This window comes from Pseudomonas sp. CFBP 13727 (assembly GCF_014841915.1).
Classification (GTDB): domain Bacteria; phylum Pseudomonadota; class Gammaproteobacteria; order Pseudomonadales; family Pseudomonadaceae; genus Aquipseudomonas; species Aquipseudomonas baltica.
In genome coordinates, this window is sequence record NZ_JACYUT010000001.1 from 1,439,868 (window position 1) to 1,454,592 (window position 14,725).

The following is a 14,725-nucleotide window of genomic DNA, read 5'->3' on the forward strand; positions in this document are numbered from 1 at the left end:
TATATAAGGACAGGCTTGCCATCCTCGTCGCACCCCGGCCGATGCTTGGGTACACTTGCCCGTCTATTGATCGAGTAAATCAGGAAGATATCCATGACAGCCTGCCTGCGGCTTCTATCTGCCCTATGCCTCGCCGCCTTGCTGGCCGCGTGCGCCAGTTCGCCTTCATCCAATCTCGGTGAGCTGCCGCGCACGCCGGACGCGACCGTCGAGCAGCTGCTCGAACGCGCCACCGCCAGCAAGTCGCCGGAAGAAGCGGCAGCCTTGCGCTTGAGCGCGGCAGACCAGGCCGCTCGCCAGGGCGATCCAACCCGCGCCGCGCAGATCCTGCAGCAAGTGCGAATCGAACTGCTCAAGCCAGGCCTGCAGATATTGGCCAGCACCCTGGGCGCAGAGCTCGCACTGACCCGCAACGATGCCAAGGCCGCGCTTGCCGCCCTCGATCATCCGAGCCTGCAGCGCCTGGGCGAGCTGCCCGCAGACCAGCAGGTACGCGCGCATCTGGTGCGCGCCCGGGCCCTGGAAGCCGACGGGCAGATCCTGGCTGCGGCGCGCGAGCGCGTATTCGTGGCACCCCTGCTCAGTGGCGAGGTCGCCGGCCAGAATCACGAAGCCATCTGGGCACTGGTGGGTTCGCTGCCGGTGGAGCAGTTGCAAAACCAGGGCACCGACGACTTCGCCGGCTGGCTGAGCCTGGCCCTGGCCGTCAAATCGGCAGGCACCCTGGAACAGCAGCAGGCCGCCATCGATACCTGGGTGGCCCAGCACGCGGCTCACCCTGCCGCCAGACAGCTGCCTACCCCCTTGGTCAAACTCAAGGCCCTGGCCAGCCAGCCGCTGACCCGAATCGCCCTGCTGCTGCCACAGGAAGGCCAGTTGGCAGGCGTGGCCCGCGCCTTGCGCGAAGGCTTCATGGCGGCGTACTACCAAGCCCAGCAAGCCGGGCAGAAGCCGCCGGTCATCGACGTGATCGACAGCTCGCGCCTCAGCTCGCTCGACGACTTCTACCGCCAGGCGCAGGCGCAAGGCGTGCAACTGGTAATCGGCCCGCTGGAGAAACCTCTGGTCAAGCAACTGGCGGCACGCACCCAGCTGCCCCTGCCAACCCTGGCATTGAACTACAGCGACAACAACCAGCTCGGTCCACCCCAGCTGTTCCAATTCGGCCTGGCCGCCGAAGACGAAGCGCGCGAAGTGTCCCGTCGCGCACGTGCCGACGGCTTGCACAGCGCTGCGGCAATGATCCCCAAGGGTGAGTGGGGCGACCGTGTGCTCAATGCCTTCCGCCAGGACTGGGAAGCCAACGGCGGCACGCTGGTTGCAGCCGAACGCGTCGACCAGCCGGTCCAACTGGCCCAACAGATCGCCGACATGCTCAACGTGCGCAACGCCGGCAGCGGCCTGCAGAGCAGCACCGGGACACAGGGATCGCGTCGCCAGGACATCGACTTCATCTTCCTCGCCGCCACACCGCAGCAGGCCCAGCAGATCAAGCCGACCTTGAACTTCCAGTACGCCGGCGACCTGCCGGTCTATGCCACTTCGCACGTGTTCAGCGCCAGCGGCGATCAGGCCCAGTACAACGACATGACCGGCATCCGCTTCTGCGAGACGCCGTGGTTGCTCGACACCAGCAATCCGTTGCGCCAGCAGGTTACCCGCCAGTGGCCGCAGGCCAACGGCAGCATGGGCCGACTGTATGCCATGGGCGTTGACGCCTACACCCTGGCCGCACGCCTGGGCCAGCTCAAGGCCCTGCCCGACAGCCGCATCGAAGGCCTGTCCGGCAACCTTGGCATGAGCGCCAGCCAACGCATCGAGCGCCAATTGCCGTGGGCGCAGTTCGCCGGTGGCCAGGTCCAGCGCCTGCCCAACACCACGCCGTAATGTCGCTGAGCCCCCGCCAGCAGGCGGGTCGCGAGGCCGAGCAGCAAGCCCTGGAGCACTTGTGCGCACAGGGCTTGACGCTGCTGGCGCAGAACTGGCTGTGCAAACGAGGCGAGCTTGATCTGGTCATGCTAGATGGCGATACAGTAGTATTCGTCGAGGTCCGCTATCGCCTGCATGCACAATGGGGTGGAGCGTTGGCCAGTATCGACGCCCGCAAACGCCAAAAGCTGGTGCTGGCCGCGCAATATTTCCTCATCAAGGAAGCGCGCTGGGCCCAGCATCCATGCCGTTTCGACGTGATCGCCCTGGAAGGCACCGGCACTCGGGCCACGCGCCTGAACTGGATCCGCAATGCCTTCGACAGCTGACACTCGACACCCTTGCCACCGGTTTTTGCTCTTTGCTTTGCGGGCTGCACATTCTTGTGCCGGGAACCACCGCCGCGTTGCGGTCTTGCCCGACCAGCCGCCCTACTTAAGGTCACCTTGATGGACATGCAATCCCGAATTCGCCAGCTTTTCCAGGCCAGTATCGATACCAAGCAACAGGCGATGGAAGTCCTTGCACCGTACATCGAACAAGCCAGCCAGGTCATGGTGGGTGCCTTGCTCAGCGATGGCAAGATGCTTTCCTGCGGCAATGGCGGCTCGGCCGGCGATGCCCAGCACTTCTCGTCCGAACTGCTCAACCGCTTCGAACGCGAACGCCCCAGCCTGCCTGCCATCGCCCTGACCACCGACAGCTCGACGATTACCTCGATCGCCAACGACTACAGCTTCAACGAGGTATTCTCCAAGCAGATCCGCGCGCTGGGCCAGCCGGGCGACGTGTTGCTGGCCATCTCCACCAGCGGCAACTCGGCCAACATCATCCAGGCGATCCAGGCCGCCCACGACCGCGACATGGTCGTGGTGGCTCTGACCGGCCGCGACGGGGGCGGCATGGCCTCCCTGTTGTTGCCCGAAGACGTCGAGATCCGCGTGCCAGCCAACGTCACGGCACGCATCCAGGAAGTTCACCTGCTGGCGATCCACTGTCTCTGCGACTTGATCGACAGCCAACTGTTCGGGAGTGAAGAATGAAGCGTAACCGCCTTGCCCTAGTGGCCCTGAGCCTGGCCTTGAGCGTCACCGGCTGCAGCTCGGTCCTGACCGCCACCCGCGACAACCCGATCGACGATGATCGCGGTACCCGCACCCTGGGCAGCAAGATCGACGATTCGCTGATCGAAACCAAGGTATCGGTGAACATTGCCAAGGCCAACATCGACCTGGACAAGAACTCCCATGTCGTCGTGACCAGCTACAACGGTGTGGTCCTGCTCGCCGGGCAGACGCCGCGCGCCGACCTCAAGGCCCTGGCCGAGCAGGCCGCCAGCGAAGTGCAGCGAGTCAAGAAGGTCCACAACGAGATCCAGGTGCTGGCGCCTTCCTCGTTGCTGGCGCGCAACAACGACGCCTGGCTGACCACCAAGATCAAGACCCAGATGCTGGCCGACAGCGCCATCCCCGGTTCGCGCATCAAAGTCGTGACCGAGAACGGCATCGTTTACCTGTTGGGCCTGCTGACCCAGGCCGAGGCCACCCGCGCCACCAACCTGGTGCAAGGCGTCTCCGGTGTGCAGAAGATCGTCAAGCTGTTCGAGTACATCGACTGACCACAGCCGTTCACCACCATGAAAAAAGGCGATCCTTGCGGATCGCCTTTTTTCATTTCACCACTTTCAGACTCGGCCGCCCGGTTGGGCGCGGCGGCGGGTTGCCTGGCGGTGGAACGTCGTCATCGGATTCGACGATGTCTTCGAACTCGGCTTCTTCCTCGTCCAGCTCGGGCGACTCCAGGTCGAAGACCATGCCTTGGCCATTCTCCCGGGCGTAGATACCGAGGATGGCACCCGAAGGCACGAACAGCGTGTGCGACACACCACCGAAGCGACCGTCGAAGCTGACCGCCTCGTTGTCCATGTGCAGGTTGCGCACAGCGCTGGGTGACACGTTCAGCACGATCTGGCCATCGCTGGCGAAACCTTGCGGCACCTGGACCGAGGGATACTCGGCATTGACCAGCATGTGCGGGGTGCAGTCATTGTCAACGATCCACTCGTATAGCGCGCGGATCAAATAGGGACGACTGGAGTTCATCAACGGCTCCTCAAAACCTAGCGCATTTCACGTTCAGCCGCGGACAGGCTGGCCTTGAAGGCCTCCCGCGCGAACTGACGTTCCATATAGTCGAGCAGCGGCTTGGCAGGCCGCGGCAGTTCGATACCCATGATCGGCAAGCGCCAGAGTATCGGCAGTAGACAGCAGTCGACCAGACTTTGCTCATCGCTGAGAAAGCAGGGCTTGTCGGCGAACAAGGCCGAAACACCGGTCAGGCTTTCGCGCAATTCCTTGCGCGCCTGCACGCGGGCGGCTTCCTTGCTGCGCGGGTCCAGAATCAGGTCCGCCAGGCCGCACCAGTCGCGCTGGATACGATGGATCAGCAACCGGCTGTTGGCACGTGCCACCGGGTACACCGGCAGCAGTGGCGGATGCGGATAGCGTTCGTCGAGGTATTCCATCACCACGGTCGATTCGAACAGGGCCAGATCGCGATCGACCAGTGTCGGCGTGCTGCCGTAGGGGTTCACTTCGATCAGCCTGGGTGGCAGGCGACCGCCCTCCACGTTGATGATCTCTGCGCTGACGCCTTTCTCGGCGAGAACAATACGCACCCGATGAGAATAGTGGTCGGCGGGGTCGGAGTAACAGGCCAACCGATTGGTCACGCCCATGGCGGTCCTCCTCGCGAATGTATGAATGCAAAAACGAGCGCCACCGGCAGGGGGCGCAAGCAAGCCGCGCAGTTTACCGCACTTTCAACGCACGTCCTTCCAGTATTCGCGTTTCAGCAAGTAAGCAAGGATGATGAGTAGCGCCAGGTACAGCAGCACGTACATACCGATCTGCCGGCTCTGTGCCTTTGCCGGATCGGCCGAGTACGCCAGGAAGGCCACCAGATTCCGTACCTTGGCGTCGAATTGCTGCGCATCGAGGCTGCCGGTACCGGGTATCACCCGCAGCTGCGTACACGGCTGGCCCGTGGGTTCGGGGCAGTCGAGCACCTGGCGGCCCTGCAGGCTTTCCAGCACGTTGGGCATGCCTACGTTGGGGTAGACGACATTGTTCACACCCCAGGGGCGCTGGGGGTCGGCGTGAAAGCCGAGCAGGTAGGCGTGCAGCCAGTCCGTGCCGCGCACACGAGCCACCAGGGTCAGGTCGGGCACCTCGGCGCCGAACCAGGCCTTGGCATCGGCCGGCTGCAGGCGCGTCTGCATGTGATCGGCAATGGCTGCGCCGGCTGGGGCCAAGGTCTGCAGCATTTGCTCATAGGGTATGCCCAGGTCGTCGGCCACTGTCTGGTAACGCTGAAACCTGGCCCCGTGGCAGCCCATGCAATAGCCGACGAAGGTGCTTGCACCGTCTCGCAAGGCCGCCTTGTCGGTCACCTCGATCGCCACCGGGCGCACCAGCGGCGCCACCGGGTCCGCCCAGGCCCGCGGCAGGGCCAGCAACAGCAAGACGGCAATCATGAATTTCATCGGCGAGGGATCCGATCGGGTACCGGCCGGGTGATCTCCCGTCGCGTGTACAGCGGCATGGCCAGGAAATAGCCGAAGTACAGCACCACGCCCCCCCGCGCTATCCAGGTGGTGATGACCGTGGCCGGTTGCATGCCGACGTAGCCCAGCGTCACGAACGCCACGCAGAACAGCGCCAGCGCCGCGCGACTGAACCAGCCTTTGTAGCGCATCGACTTGACCGGGCTGCGGTCCAGCCATGGCAGCACGAACAGGATGGCAATCGCGAAAGCCATGGCCAGCACCCCCATGAGCTTGTCGGGAACGGCGCGCAAGATGGCGTAGAACGGGGTGAAGTACCAGACCGGCGCGATATGTTCGGGCGTCTTGAGCACGTTTGCAGGCTCGAAGTTGGCCGGCTCCAGGAAATAGCCGCCCATCTGCGGAAAGAAGAACACCACCGCGCTGAACACAAAGAGAAAGATCGCCACCCCGAGCAGGTCCTTGACCGTGTAGTACGGATGGAAGGCAATGCCATCCAGCGGCTTGCCATCGGCATCCCGAAGCTGCTTGATATCGATGCCGTCGGGGTTGTTCGAGCCTACTTCGTGCAACGCGAGAATGTGCAGCACCACCAGCCCCACGATCAGCAGCGGTAATGCCACCACGTGCAACGCGAAGAAACGGTTCAAGGTGATACCCGAAACCAGATAGTCACCGCGGATCCACTGAGCCAGGTCAGCGCCCACGATCGGAATCGCTCCGAACAGGGAAATGATCACCTGCGCGCCCCAATACGACATCTGCCCCCACGGCAGCAGGTAGCCCATGAACGCTTCCGCCATCAGCAGCAGGTAGAGCGACATGCCGAAGACCCACACCAGCTCGCGCGGCTTTTGATAGGAGCCATACAGCAGCCCGCGGAACATGTGCAGGTAGATCACGATGAAAAATGCCGACGCACCGGTCGAATGCAGGTAGCGCAGGAGCCAGCCATATTCGACGTCGCGCATGATGTATTCGATGGAGGCGAAGGCGCCTTCGGCGGTGGCTGTGTAGTTCATGGTCAACCAGATGCCGGTAAGCAACTGGTTGAGCAGCATCAACAGCGCGAGCGAGCCGAAGATATAGAAAAAATTCAGGTTCTTGGGGACGTAGTAATGGCTCAGATGATCACGCCATACCCTGCCCACCGGCAGACGCGCCTCGATCCACTGCAGCAGGCCACGCATCAGGCGCCCTCCCCGTCGACACCCAGCACCAGTACCTCGGCACTTTCGTAGTGATGCGCGGGCACGGCCAGGTTCAACGGCGCGGGCTGTGCCTTGAAGACCCGTCCGGCAAGATCGTAGTGCGAGCCGTGACACGGGCAGAAATACCCGCCCTGCCAGTCCGGCCCGAGGTCGGCGGCGGCGACCTCGGGACGAAAGGTCGGCGAACACCCCAGGTGCGTACAGATACCCACCACCACCAGCACTTCGGGCTTGATGGCTCGCAGGGCTGGGTCGACATAGCCTGGCTGATCGGAATCGCGCGACTGGGGATCGGCCAGATGCTCGGTGTTCTGGGCCAGGCGTTCGAGGATCTGCGGCGTGCGTCGGCAGATGAAAACGGGTTGGCCGCGCCACTGGACAACCATCTGCTGCCCCGGTTCGATCTTGGCGATATTCACCTTCACCGGCGCGGCTGCTGCGCGGGCTTTCGCGCTGGGCTGCCATGACGCCACGAAGGGCACTGCTGCAGCCACTGCGCCGGCAGCGCCTACCAGCGTCGTGGTGCCGACCAGAAAGCGTCGGCGACCCTGGTCGATGTCACACGCGCCGCCCTGCTCATCTGCCATCATTTACCTTAGCCTGCTGCAACAGGCGTGTGCATTGTCTTGCGCGCAGTGTACCAGCGCCTCCCAAGGATTGACGGGCGAAAAAAAACCCGGCTCGCGAGAACCGGGTTTTTTCTGGAACGAAGACGCGAATTAACGCTTCGAGTACTGCGGACGCTTACGCGCTTTACGCAGACCGACTTTCTTACGTTCAACTTCACGAGCATCGCGAGTCACGAAGCCTGCTTTACGCAGGGCCGGACGCAGTGCTTCGTCGTAGTCCATCAGTGCACGAGTGATACCGTGACGGATCGCACCGGCCTGACCGCTGACACCACCACCGATAACGGTGACGTAGATGTCGAACTTCTCGGTATTCTCGGTCAGCTCCAGCGGTTGACGAACTACCATGCGGGCAGTTTCGCGACCGAAGAAGGTTTCCAGAGTGCGATTGTTGATGGAGATCTTACCGGTGCCCGGACGCAGGAAAACGCGAGCGGTTGCGGTCTTGCGACGGCCAGTGCCGTAATTTTGAGTCGCCGACATAATGAACTATTCCGTTAAAACTTCAGTTCTTGGGGCTGCTGAGCAGTATGAGGGTGAGCAGCGCCCGCATAGACTTTCAGCTTACGGTACATGTCGCGACCCAGCGGGTTCTTGGGCAGCATGCCCTTGACCGCGGTCTCGAGCACGCGCTCAGGCGCCTTGGCGATCAGCTTTTCAAAGTTGATCGACTTGATACCGCCCGGGAAACCGGAGTGGGAGTAGTAGATCTTGTCAGTGGTCTTGGCACCAGTGACACGCACCTGCTCGGCGTTGATGACGACGATATAGTCGCCGGTGTCAACGTGAGGAGTGTACTCAGGCTTGTGCTTGCCACGCAGACGGCTCGCGATTTCTGTAGCCAGACGACCCAGGGTCTGACCAGCAGCATCAACGACGAACCAGTCGCGCTTTACTGTTTCCGGTTTAGCAGTAAAAGTTTTCATTCTTTATAGCCTCAGGGGCCGCCCAGCAAAAAGAGACGGCGGATCTTACTGAATAGTGCTTACTTTGACAAGTCAAAGGCAGCCGGGCACGGGACACTTTTGGGGGGCTCGGGTCTTCGCGTCGCATACACGGCAAAATTCTTCCGGGAGGCGGGGCATCACTTCCACTTCGCAGAGAGGGGCCGAATTATCCAGATTGCGAAAAAAATATCAACCTGCTTTTATGATTCCTTTGCCAAGAGGAGTCACCGATGCACTATCGCCAGCTGGGACGTACCGATCTGAACGTGAGCGCGCTGTGCCTGGGCACCATGACCTGGGGCGAGCAGAACACCGAGGAGCAAGGCTTCGCGCAGATAGAAAGGGCCAAGGCGGCCGGCATCAATTTCATCGACACCGCAGAAATGTACCCGGTGCCCCCGCGCCCGGAAACCTATGCCGCCACCGAGCGGGTGATCGGCAACTGGTTCAAGCGCCAGGGCGACCGCGCCGACTGGATCCTGGCCAGCAAGATCGCAGGCCCCGGCAATGGCATCAGCCACATCCGCGATGGCCAGCTGAAGTTCAACCGCGCGCATATCGTTGCGGCGCTGGACGCCAGCCTGCAGCGGTTGCAGACCGACTGGATCGATCTCTATCAGTTGCACTGGCCGGAGCGCAGCACCAATTTCTTCGGCAAGCTGGGCTACCAGCACACCCAGGATCAGCTCGATACCCCGCTGCAGGAAACCCTGCAGGTGCTCGACGAGCAGGTCAAGGCCGGCAAGATCAGGCATGTCGGGCTGTCCAACGAAACCCCCTGGGGCGCGATGAAGTTCCTGGGCCTGGCCGACAGCGGCAACCTGCCCCGCCCGGTGTCCATCCAGAACCCCTACAACCTGCTCAACCGCACATTCGAAGTAGGCCTGGCCGAAGTGGCGATCCGCGAGCAGTGCGGGCTGCTGGCCTACTCGCCCCTGGCGTTCGGCATGCTCTCGGGCAAGTTCGAGAACGGCGCGCGGCCGGCTGGCAGTCGTCTGGCGCTGTTCAGCCGCTTTACCCGCTATGCCAATGAGCAGGCGGTCGCTGCCACCAGCCGCTACGTAGAGCTGGCCCGCGAACATGGTTTGGACCCGGCGCAGATGGCTCTGGCCTTCGTCACCGCGCAGCCGTTCGTGACCAGCAACATCATTGGCGCGACCTCGCTGGAGCAATTGGACAGCAACCTGGCGAGCATTGATTTGGTGCTGTCCGAAGACGTGCTGGCGGGTATCGAGGCGATCCATAAGGCGCAGCCGAATCCGGCGCCCTGATTTCTGATCGTTGCCGTTCGTGATGACCTCTTCGCGGCCACTGGCCGCTCCTACCGGATCGTATGGATCTTTCGCAGGAGCGGTCAGCGGCCGCGAAGCAATCAACCTCCCCATTCTCGACCTCGCTTGAACCCAACGACGCTTCGGCCATATCCTGACCGCTTTCACCCCACAAGAATAAAATCATGATCTTCACGCCCCATACGCCCGCGCTGCGGCGCGTCTGCATTCTGGCCACCGACCAGGTCATGGCCTCGACCCTGATGCAGGCCAAGGACTTCTTCCACATGGCCAGCCTGCGTTATGGCAAGCAGATGGGCCTGGAACGCCACGCCCTCTTCGAGACACGCCTGGTCAGCCCGGATGCGCTACCGGTGCGCAGTTTCAGTGACGTCATGCTGCCCGTGGACGGTGGCCTCGAAGATGCCGACCTGATCATCCTGCCTGCCTGCTGGGGCGACTTCGACAGCGCTGCCGCGCGCTACCCCCAGGTGCTGCCCTGGCTATGCGCTCAACACGCGCGCGGCGCTGTGCTGTGCGGTGAGGCGAGCGGCGTGTTCTGGCTGGCCGCCAGTGGCTTGCTGGACGGCAAGGAGGCAACCACCTACTGGCGTTTCTTCGAGGAATTCAGACAGCGCTTTCCAAGCGTTCGGCTCAATCAGGACAAGCACCTGACCGACGCCGACAACCTGTTCTGCGCCGGCGGACCGGTATCGGCCTGTGACCTGTACATTCACCTGATCGAGCGGTTCTGTGGCGCCCACGTGGCTCAGGCGGTCTCGCGCGATACCCTGTACGAGGTGCAGCGCAGCTATACACCTGGACGCATCGGCTTCGGCGGGCAGAAGCTGCATCGCGACGTGCCGATCCTGCATATACAGCAATGGCTGGAAGAGCATTTCGCCGAGAAATTCCGCTTCGAAGATGTCGCACGCGAACGCGGCATGAGCATTCGCAACTTCATGCGTCGCTTCCATGCCGCCACCGGTGACAAGCCGCTGCACTACCTGCAGCGATTGCGCATCGAAACCGCCAAGGGGCTGTTGTCGGGTACCCGCAAGAGCGTCAAGACCATCAGCTACGAGGTGGGCTACGACGATGCCAGTTTCTTCGCCAGGCTGTTCCGCCAGCACACCGAACTGTCGCCCAACGGCTATCGCCAGCAGTTCATGCAGGAGGCCTGAACGACAGCGCCGTGCCCTTCGCGGCCGCTGACCGCTCCTACCGGGAATTGTTGGAGCGGTCAGCGGCCGCGAAGGGCGCAACATCGGACCGCTCCCACACAAGTCCGTGCCAAGCAGGAATTTTGTAGGAGCGGTCAGCGGCCGCGAACCAGGCGCCGCGGTATGTCAGGGCTTGTGCGCGCGCGACAGGAACTCGTGGGACTGCATCTCCAACAGTCGGCTCAAGGTGCGCTGGAACTCGAAGTTCAAACGCCCGCCGGTGTACAGGTCCTTGAGTTCCACTTCGGCCGAGATGATCAGCTTCACGTTGCGATCGTAGAACTCGTCGACCATGTTGATGAAGCGGCGAGCGATATCGTCGGTGGTCACGCTCATCTGCTCGACACCGCTGAGCAGCACGGCGTTGAAGATCTTGCCCAACTCGATGTAGTCGTTCTGGCTACGCGGGCCATCGCACAGCTCGCGGAATTCGAACCAGGCCACGTCATCGCAGGTGCGCAGCGCACGGATCTCGCGGTTCTCGATCATCAAGGGATCGTTCTCGACCACCTTGGTGCTGTTGTGCGTCAGCGCCTTGAAGCTTTCGCGCATGCTGGCCTGAGCGGCCTCATCGAGCGGCGAATGGAACAGCTCGGCCTGTTCCAGGTGGCGCAGGCGATAGTCGACGCCGCTGTCGACGTTGACGATCTCGGTATGCTCCTTGATCAGCGCGATCGCCGGCAGGAAACGCGCTCGCTGCAGGCCATCCTTGTACAAGCCATCGGGCACGATGTTGGAAGTCGCCACCAGCGTCACGCCGTTCTTGAACAGCTCTTCCATCAGGGTGCCGAGAATCATTGCATCGGTGATGTCGGAAACGAAGAATTCATCGAAGCAGATCACCCGCGCCTCGTCGGAGAAGCGCTTGGCGATGACCGTCAGCGGGTTTTTCACGTCCTTGAGGGTTTTCAGTTCCTCGTGCACGCGCTTCATGAAACGGTGAAAGTGCGTGCGCACCTTCTGCTCGAACGGCAAGGCATCGAAGAAGGTGTCGACCAGGTAGGTCTTGCCACGGCCAACGCCGCCCCAGAAGTAAATCCCCTTGACCAGCTTGGGTTCCTTCTTGCCGAACAGCTTGCCGAACACGCCTGGCTTGCTGGTGCCGGCAGCGACCAGGTCGTCGTACAGACGCTGCAGGTGGCGGACGGCATTTTCCTGGGCGGCGTCGTGGAAGAATTCGGGACGTTTGAGATCGGCTTGGTATCGTTCTAGGGGCGTCATATTCGTTAGCAAGGCAACAAAAACGGGCCGTCACTGTAGCGACGGCCCAGGATAATGGCAATGAGCTTTGCGACAGGGTGTCGCATCACTCCCCTTGAGGCTGCAGCGCCTGGCGCAATGCCTGGACGGCGGTATCGCGCGCTTCTGCCGTGGTGAACGACGGGCCGTCGGCCACGCAGGTGTCGTCCAGCCACAGCGTGAAGCTTTCGGCATCGCTGCGGATGTCCAGTTCATTACCCTGTTGCAGTTGCTTGCTGACCTGACCGGCTGCCTTGCCGTCGGGGAAGCTGCGCGACAGCAGCAGTTGTTCGCCGCCGGCATCGAGCAGGCGGAAGCGGAAGCTGCCATCGTCGTCACGAAAGCTGACGAAACGTGCGGTCTTGGCGGCTTTTTTCTTGCCAGCCGTGGTCACCTGGACCTGCTCGCGGAAAGAGCGCAGCCCCACTGCTTCGCGCAGCTCACCCAGGAACGGCGTGGCGACGGCACGCGCTTTCGCAGCGCCCGCCAGGAGAATGTCTTCCAGTTCGGCCGGGCGTTCGATGAAGTGGTGATAGCGTTCGCGCGCTTCGCCCAGCTCGGCATCGAGCAGGCTGAACAGACGCGCCTTGGCTTCGCCCCAGCCCAGCCCTTCACGCAGCGCGGCATGGAACTCGGCGCTCTGCTCGGGCGTGGCGAACGCCTGAAACAGGGTAAACAGGTGCGAGTTGTCCGGATCCTTCGCCTCGCCTGGGGCGCGCGAGTCGGTGACGATGCGCGAGATCGCATCCTTCATGTCCCTGGCGCTGGTGAACAACGGAATGGTGTTGTCGTAGCTCTTGGACATCTTGCGCCCGTCCAGGCCCGGCAAGGTGGCGACGCTTTCCTCGATCAAGGCCTGGGGCATGACGAAGAACTCGCGGCCCTTGCCGAACAAATGGTTGAAGCGCTGGCCGATGTCGCGAGCCATTTCCACGTGCTGGATCTGGTCGCGACCGACCGGCACCTTGTGCGCGTTGAACATCAGGATGTCGGCGGCCATCAGTACCGGATAGCTGTACAAACCCATGGAAATGCCGGCATCCGGGTCTTCCCCGGCGGCGACGTTGTGGTCGACCGAGGCCTTGTAGGCGTGGGCACGGTTGAGCAGTCCCTTGGCAGCAACGCAGGTCAACAACCAGGTCAGCTCGGGGATTTCCGGAATATCGGACTGCCGGTAGAAGGTCACTCGTTCCACGTCCAGGCCCGATGCCAGCCAGGTGGCGGCGATTTCCAGACGCGAACGCTGAATGCGCAGCGGGTCATCGCATTTGATCAGGGCGTGGTAGTCGGCCAGGAAATAGAACGAGTCGGCGTCACTCTGCCGACTGGCAACGATCGCCGGGCGAATGGCCCCGGCGTAGTTGCCCAGGTGAGGCGTGCCAGTGGTGGTGATACCGGTCAGGATACGAGTGGTCATGGGTCGGTTCTTGTTCAGGGGCCGTGGACAGGCATCAGTTCGAAAGGCGCGGCAGCAGCAGATCCTTGAGGTCGGTCAGCTTGCCGTGGAAAAAGTGCCCGCATTCTGCCACTTTCAGCAGCTCATGGGGACGATCGAGGTTGTCGGACCAGTCGTAGACCAGCTGCGGATCGACCACTTCGTCGGCGTCCGGCTGGATCACGGTCAACGTGGCCTGTTGCGGCAGGCTTTCAGTCATCCGCATCACCGCAGGAGCGACCATGAACAGATGCTTCACCGCCTCGCCCTGGGCTTCCAGACGACCTGCCAGGGTGGCTGCAACGAAACCGCCAAATGAAAAGCCCAGAATCGTCAGCGGCAGCTCGGGGTGTTTCGCTCGCAGCCAGGCAGCCACGGCCTGGGCATCGTCGACCTCCCCCGTGCCCATGTCATGGCTGCCTGCGCTGGCGCCCACGCCTCGGTAGTTGAAGCGCAGGGTCGACAGGCCGACGTCGCGCGCGGTGCGTTGCAAGGTGGACACCACCTTGTTGAGCATGGTCCCGCCCTGTACCGGATTGGGGTGGCAGATCAACGCGATGCCGGTGGCATCGGCGGTGTCGAGGTACAACGCTTCGAGTGAGCCCGAGGGGCCGTCGATGAAAACTGCGGTTTCGCGGATGAGCAAGTGATGAACTCCGTGACCTCAAGAAGGGTCGACTCGTCTAGCTGGAAAGATTGCGTCCTGCGAATTTGCGCAAGCGCGCGGTATACAGCGCAGGTCCGAGCCGTTAACGTAAAGCAAAGCCGTTTATAGAGGAAGGACTCGTGGAACTCTCGCTCTTAGTTTGGTTGTTGCCGACCCTGGCCCTGGTGGTCGGTGTGGTCATCGGTTTTGCCGTCGCACGCCTGGCGCCTCGCGCCGTACCCAATGGCACGCAGCGTCAGCTCGATGACATCCAGGAACGTTTCGACACCTATCAGAACGAAGTGGTCACCCACTTCAACAGCACCGCGATCCTGGTCAAGAAACTGACCCAGAGCTATCAGGAAGTGCAGGATCACCTGGCCGAAGGCGCCGACCGTCTGGCCCTGGACGAGCTGACCCGTCAGCGCCTGCTGGCCGCCCTGCACTCGGACGCCCCGCAGCCTCACCGCGAGCGCCTCACGCCACCACGCGACGCCGAGCCGCCTCGCGACTACGCACCCAAGGCAGCGAACTCGCCTGGCATGTTGGACGAGCAGTATGGGTTGAAGCGCAAGTAGGTTTCACTGGCGCCGATCGAGAAGCGGGCCCTGTTTTCAGGTCCCGCTTTTT

General features: G+C 62.4%; 17 protein-coding genes. 7 read left to right on the forward strand and 10 right to left on the reverse strand.

Annotated elements, in window-relative coordinates; genetic code table 11:
- The first annotated feature begins 93 nt into the window (after window positions 1-93).
- From IFT76_RS06395 to IFT76_RS06410, 4 genes are all read left to right on the forward strand, one after another.
- Window positions 94-1,887: a penicillin-binding protein activator gene (locus IFT76_RS06395; protein ID WP_192057671.1), complete on the forward strand. Its 1,794-nt coding sequence runs from the start codon at window positions 94-96 to the stop codon at window positions 1,885-1,887.
- Entirely contained in the window at window positions 1,887-2,258 is a 372-nt protein-coding gene (locus tag IFT76_RS06400; RefSeq protein ID WP_122479476.1) for a YraN family protein, read from the forward strand. Before IFT76_RS06395 ends, IFT76_RS06400 begins: the two co-directional genes overlap by 1 nt.
- A 120-nt stretch (window positions 2,259-2,378) precedes the next feature.
- A complete protein-coding gene (locus IFT76_RS06405; protein WP_122479477.1) occupies window positions 2,379-2,972 on the forward strand; it encodes a phosphoheptose isomerase in 594 nt (197 codons plus the stop codon).
- Entirely contained in the window at window positions 2,969-3,547 is a 579-nt protein-coding gene (locus IFT76_RS06410; RefSeq protein ID WP_122479478.1) for a BON domain-containing protein, read from the forward strand. Before IFT76_RS06405 ends, IFT76_RS06410 begins: the two co-directional genes overlap by 4 nt.
- A 52-nt stretch (window positions 3,548-3,599) precedes the next feature.
- On the opposite strand, the gene IFT76_RS06415 is transcribed toward IFT76_RS06410, so the two are convergent.
- The 7 genes from IFT76_RS06415 to rplM all read right to left on the reverse strand — a co-directional run bounded on the left by IFT76_RS06415 (window position 3,600) and on the right by rplM (window position 8,260).
- A complete protein-coding gene (locus IFT76_RS06415) occupies window positions 3,600-4,031 on the reverse strand; it encodes a ClpXP protease specificity-enhancing factor (protein ID WP_122479479.1) in 432 nt (143 codons plus the stop codon).
- Window positions 4,032-4,048: 17 nt separating this feature from the next.
- Window positions 4,049-4,666, reverse strand: a complete 618-nt coding sequence (locus tag IFT76_RS06420) for a glutathione S-transferase N-terminal domain-containing protein (RefSeq protein WP_049860608.1) — start codon at window positions 4,664-4,666, stop codon at window positions 4,049-4,051.
- 84 nt (window positions 4,667-4,750) lie between these two features.
- Window positions 4,751-5,473: a cytochrome c1 gene (locus tag IFT76_RS06425; protein WP_122479480.1), complete on the reverse strand. Its 723-nt coding sequence runs from the start codon at window positions 5,471-5,473 to the stop codon at window positions 4,751-4,753.
- Window positions 5,470-6,684 carry a cytochrome b gene (locus IFT76_RS06430; RefSeq protein ID WP_244647865.1) on the reverse strand — a complete coding sequence of 405 codons (1,215 nt, stop codon included), beginning with the start codon at window positions 6,682-6,684 and terminating at the stop codon, window positions 5,470-5,472. The genes IFT76_RS06425 and IFT76_RS06430 overlap by 4 nt, the downstream gene beginning before the upstream one ends.
- Window positions 6,684-7,292 (reverse strand): ubiquinol-cytochrome c reductase iron-sulfur subunit, encoded by a 609-nt coding sequence (petA, locus tag IFT76_RS06435; RefSeq protein ID WP_185794208.1) that lies wholly within the window; start codon window positions 7,290-7,292, stop codon window positions 6,684-6,686. The genes IFT76_RS06430 and petA overlap by 1 nt, the downstream gene beginning before the upstream one ends.
- 132 nt (window positions 7,293-7,424) lie before the next feature.
- Window positions 7,425-7,817: a 30S ribosomal protein S9 gene (gene rpsI / locus IFT76_RS06440; protein WP_122479481.1), complete on the reverse strand. Its 393-nt coding sequence runs from the start codon at window positions 7,815-7,817 to the stop codon at window positions 7,425-7,427.
- Between the two features lie 14 nt (window positions 7,818-7,831).
- Window positions 7,832-8,260 (reverse strand): 50S ribosomal protein L13, encoded by a 429-nt coding sequence (rplM, locus tag IFT76_RS06445; RefSeq protein WP_043186791.1) that lies wholly within the window; start codon window positions 8,258-8,260, stop codon window positions 7,832-7,834.
- Window positions 8,261-8,511: 251 nt separating this feature from the next.
- Between rplM and IFT76_RS06450 the strand changes: the two genes are divergently transcribed.
- Window positions 8,512-9,552, forward strand: coding sequence for an NADP(H)-dependent aldo-keto reductase (locus tag IFT76_RS06450; RefSeq protein ID WP_192057672.1), 1,041 nt, complete (start codon window positions 8,512-8,514; stop codon window positions 9,550-9,552).
- A 287-nt stretch (window positions 9,553-9,839) separates the two neighbouring features.
- Window positions 9,840-10,736, forward strand: coding sequence for a helix-turn-helix domain-containing protein (locus IFT76_RS06455; protein WP_185794209.1), 897 nt, complete (start codon window positions 9,840-9,842; stop codon window positions 10,734-10,736).
- Window positions 10,737-10,901: 165 nt separating this feature from the next.
- On the opposite strand, the gene zapE is transcribed toward IFT76_RS06455, so the two are convergent.
- The 3 genes from zapE to IFT76_RS06470 form a co-directional block, all read right to left on the reverse strand.
- Window positions 10,902-11,996 carry a cell division protein ZapE gene (gene zapE, locus IFT76_RS06460; RefSeq protein WP_122479484.1) on the reverse strand — a complete coding sequence of 365 codons (1,095 nt, stop codon included), beginning with the start codon at window positions 11,994-11,996 and terminating at the stop codon, window positions 10,902-10,904.
- 85 nt (window positions 11,997-12,081) lie between these two features.
- On the reverse strand, window positions 12,082-13,431 hold the full coding sequence (locus IFT76_RS06465; RefSeq protein WP_192057673.1) for a tryptophan--tRNA ligase: 1,350 nt from the start codon (window positions 13,429-13,431) through the stop codon (window positions 12,082-12,084).
- 34 nt (window positions 13,432-13,465) lie between these two features.
- Window positions 13,466-14,095, reverse strand: coding sequence for an alpha/beta hydrolase (locus tag IFT76_RS06470; RefSeq protein WP_122479486.1), 630 nt, complete (start codon window positions 14,093-14,095; stop codon window positions 13,466-13,468).
- Window positions 14,096-14,235: 140 nt separating this feature from the next.
- On the opposite strand from IFT76_RS06470, the gene IFT76_RS06475 reads away from it, so the two are divergent.
- On the forward strand, window positions 14,236-14,673 hold the full coding sequence (locus tag IFT76_RS06475; protein ID WP_049860598.1) for a YhcB family protein: 438 nt from the start codon (window positions 14,236-14,238) through the stop codon (window positions 14,671-14,673).
- The last annotated feature ends 52 nt before the right edge of the window (window positions 14,674-14,725 follow it).

Coding starts and splice junctions, on each gene's coding strand:
- petA (WP_185794208.1), bottom strand. CDS start 7,292: ATGGCAGATGAGCAGGGCGGCGCGTGTGACATCGACCAGGGTCGCCGA.
- IFT76_RS06425 (WP_122479480.1), bottom strand. CDS start 5,473: ATGAAATTCATGATTGCCGTCTTGCTGTTGCTGGCCCTGCCGCGGGCC.
- IFT76_RS06405 (WP_122479477.1), top strand. CDS start 2,379: ATGGACATGCAATCCCGAATTCGCCAGCTTTTCCAGGCCAGTATCGAT.
- IFT76_RS06395 (WP_192057671.1), top strand. CDS start 94: ATGACAGCCTGCCTGCGGCTTCTATCTGCCCTATGCCTCGCCGCCTTG.
- rplM (WP_043186791.1), bottom strand. CDS start 8,260: ATGAAAACTTTTACTGCTAAACCGGAAACAGTAAAGCGCGACTGGTTC.
- rpsI (WP_122479481.1), bottom strand. CDS start 7,817: ATGTCGGCGACTCAAAATTACGGCACTGGCCGTCGCAAGACCGCAACC.
- IFT76_RS06420 (WP_049860608.1), bottom strand. CDS start 4,666: ATGGGCGTGACCAATCGGTTGGCCTGTTACTCCGACCCCGCCGACCAC.
- IFT76_RS06455 (WP_185794209.1), top strand. CDS start 9,840: ATGGCCAGCCTGCGTTATGGCAAGCAGATGGGCCTGGAACGCCACGCC.
- IFT76_RS06450 (WP_192057672.1), top strand. CDS start 8,512: ATGCACTATCGCCAGCTGGGACGTACCGATCTGAACGTGAGCGCGCTG.
- IFT76_RS06400 (WP_122479476.1), top strand. CDS start 1,887: ATGTCGCTGAGCCCCCGCCAGCAGGCGGGTCGCGAGGCCGAGCAGCAA.
- zapE (WP_122479484.1), bottom strand. CDS start 11,996: ATGACGCCCCTAGAACGATACCAAGCCGATCTCAAACGTCCCGAATTC.
- IFT76_RS06410 (WP_122479478.1), top strand. CDS start 2,969: ATGAAGCGTAACCGCCTTGCCCTAGTGGCCCTGAGCCTGGCCTTGAGC.
- IFT76_RS06430 (WP_244647865.1), bottom strand. CDS start 6,684: ATGCGTGGCCTGCTGCAGTGGATCGAGGCGCGTCTGCCGGTGGGCAGG.
- IFT76_RS06465 (WP_192057673.1), bottom strand. CDS start 13,431: ATGACCACTCGTATCCTGACCGGTATCACCACCACTGGCACGCCTCAC.
- IFT76_RS06415 (WP_122479479.1), bottom strand. CDS start 4,031: ATGAACTCCAGTCGTCCCTATTTGATCCGCGCGCTATACGAGTGGATC.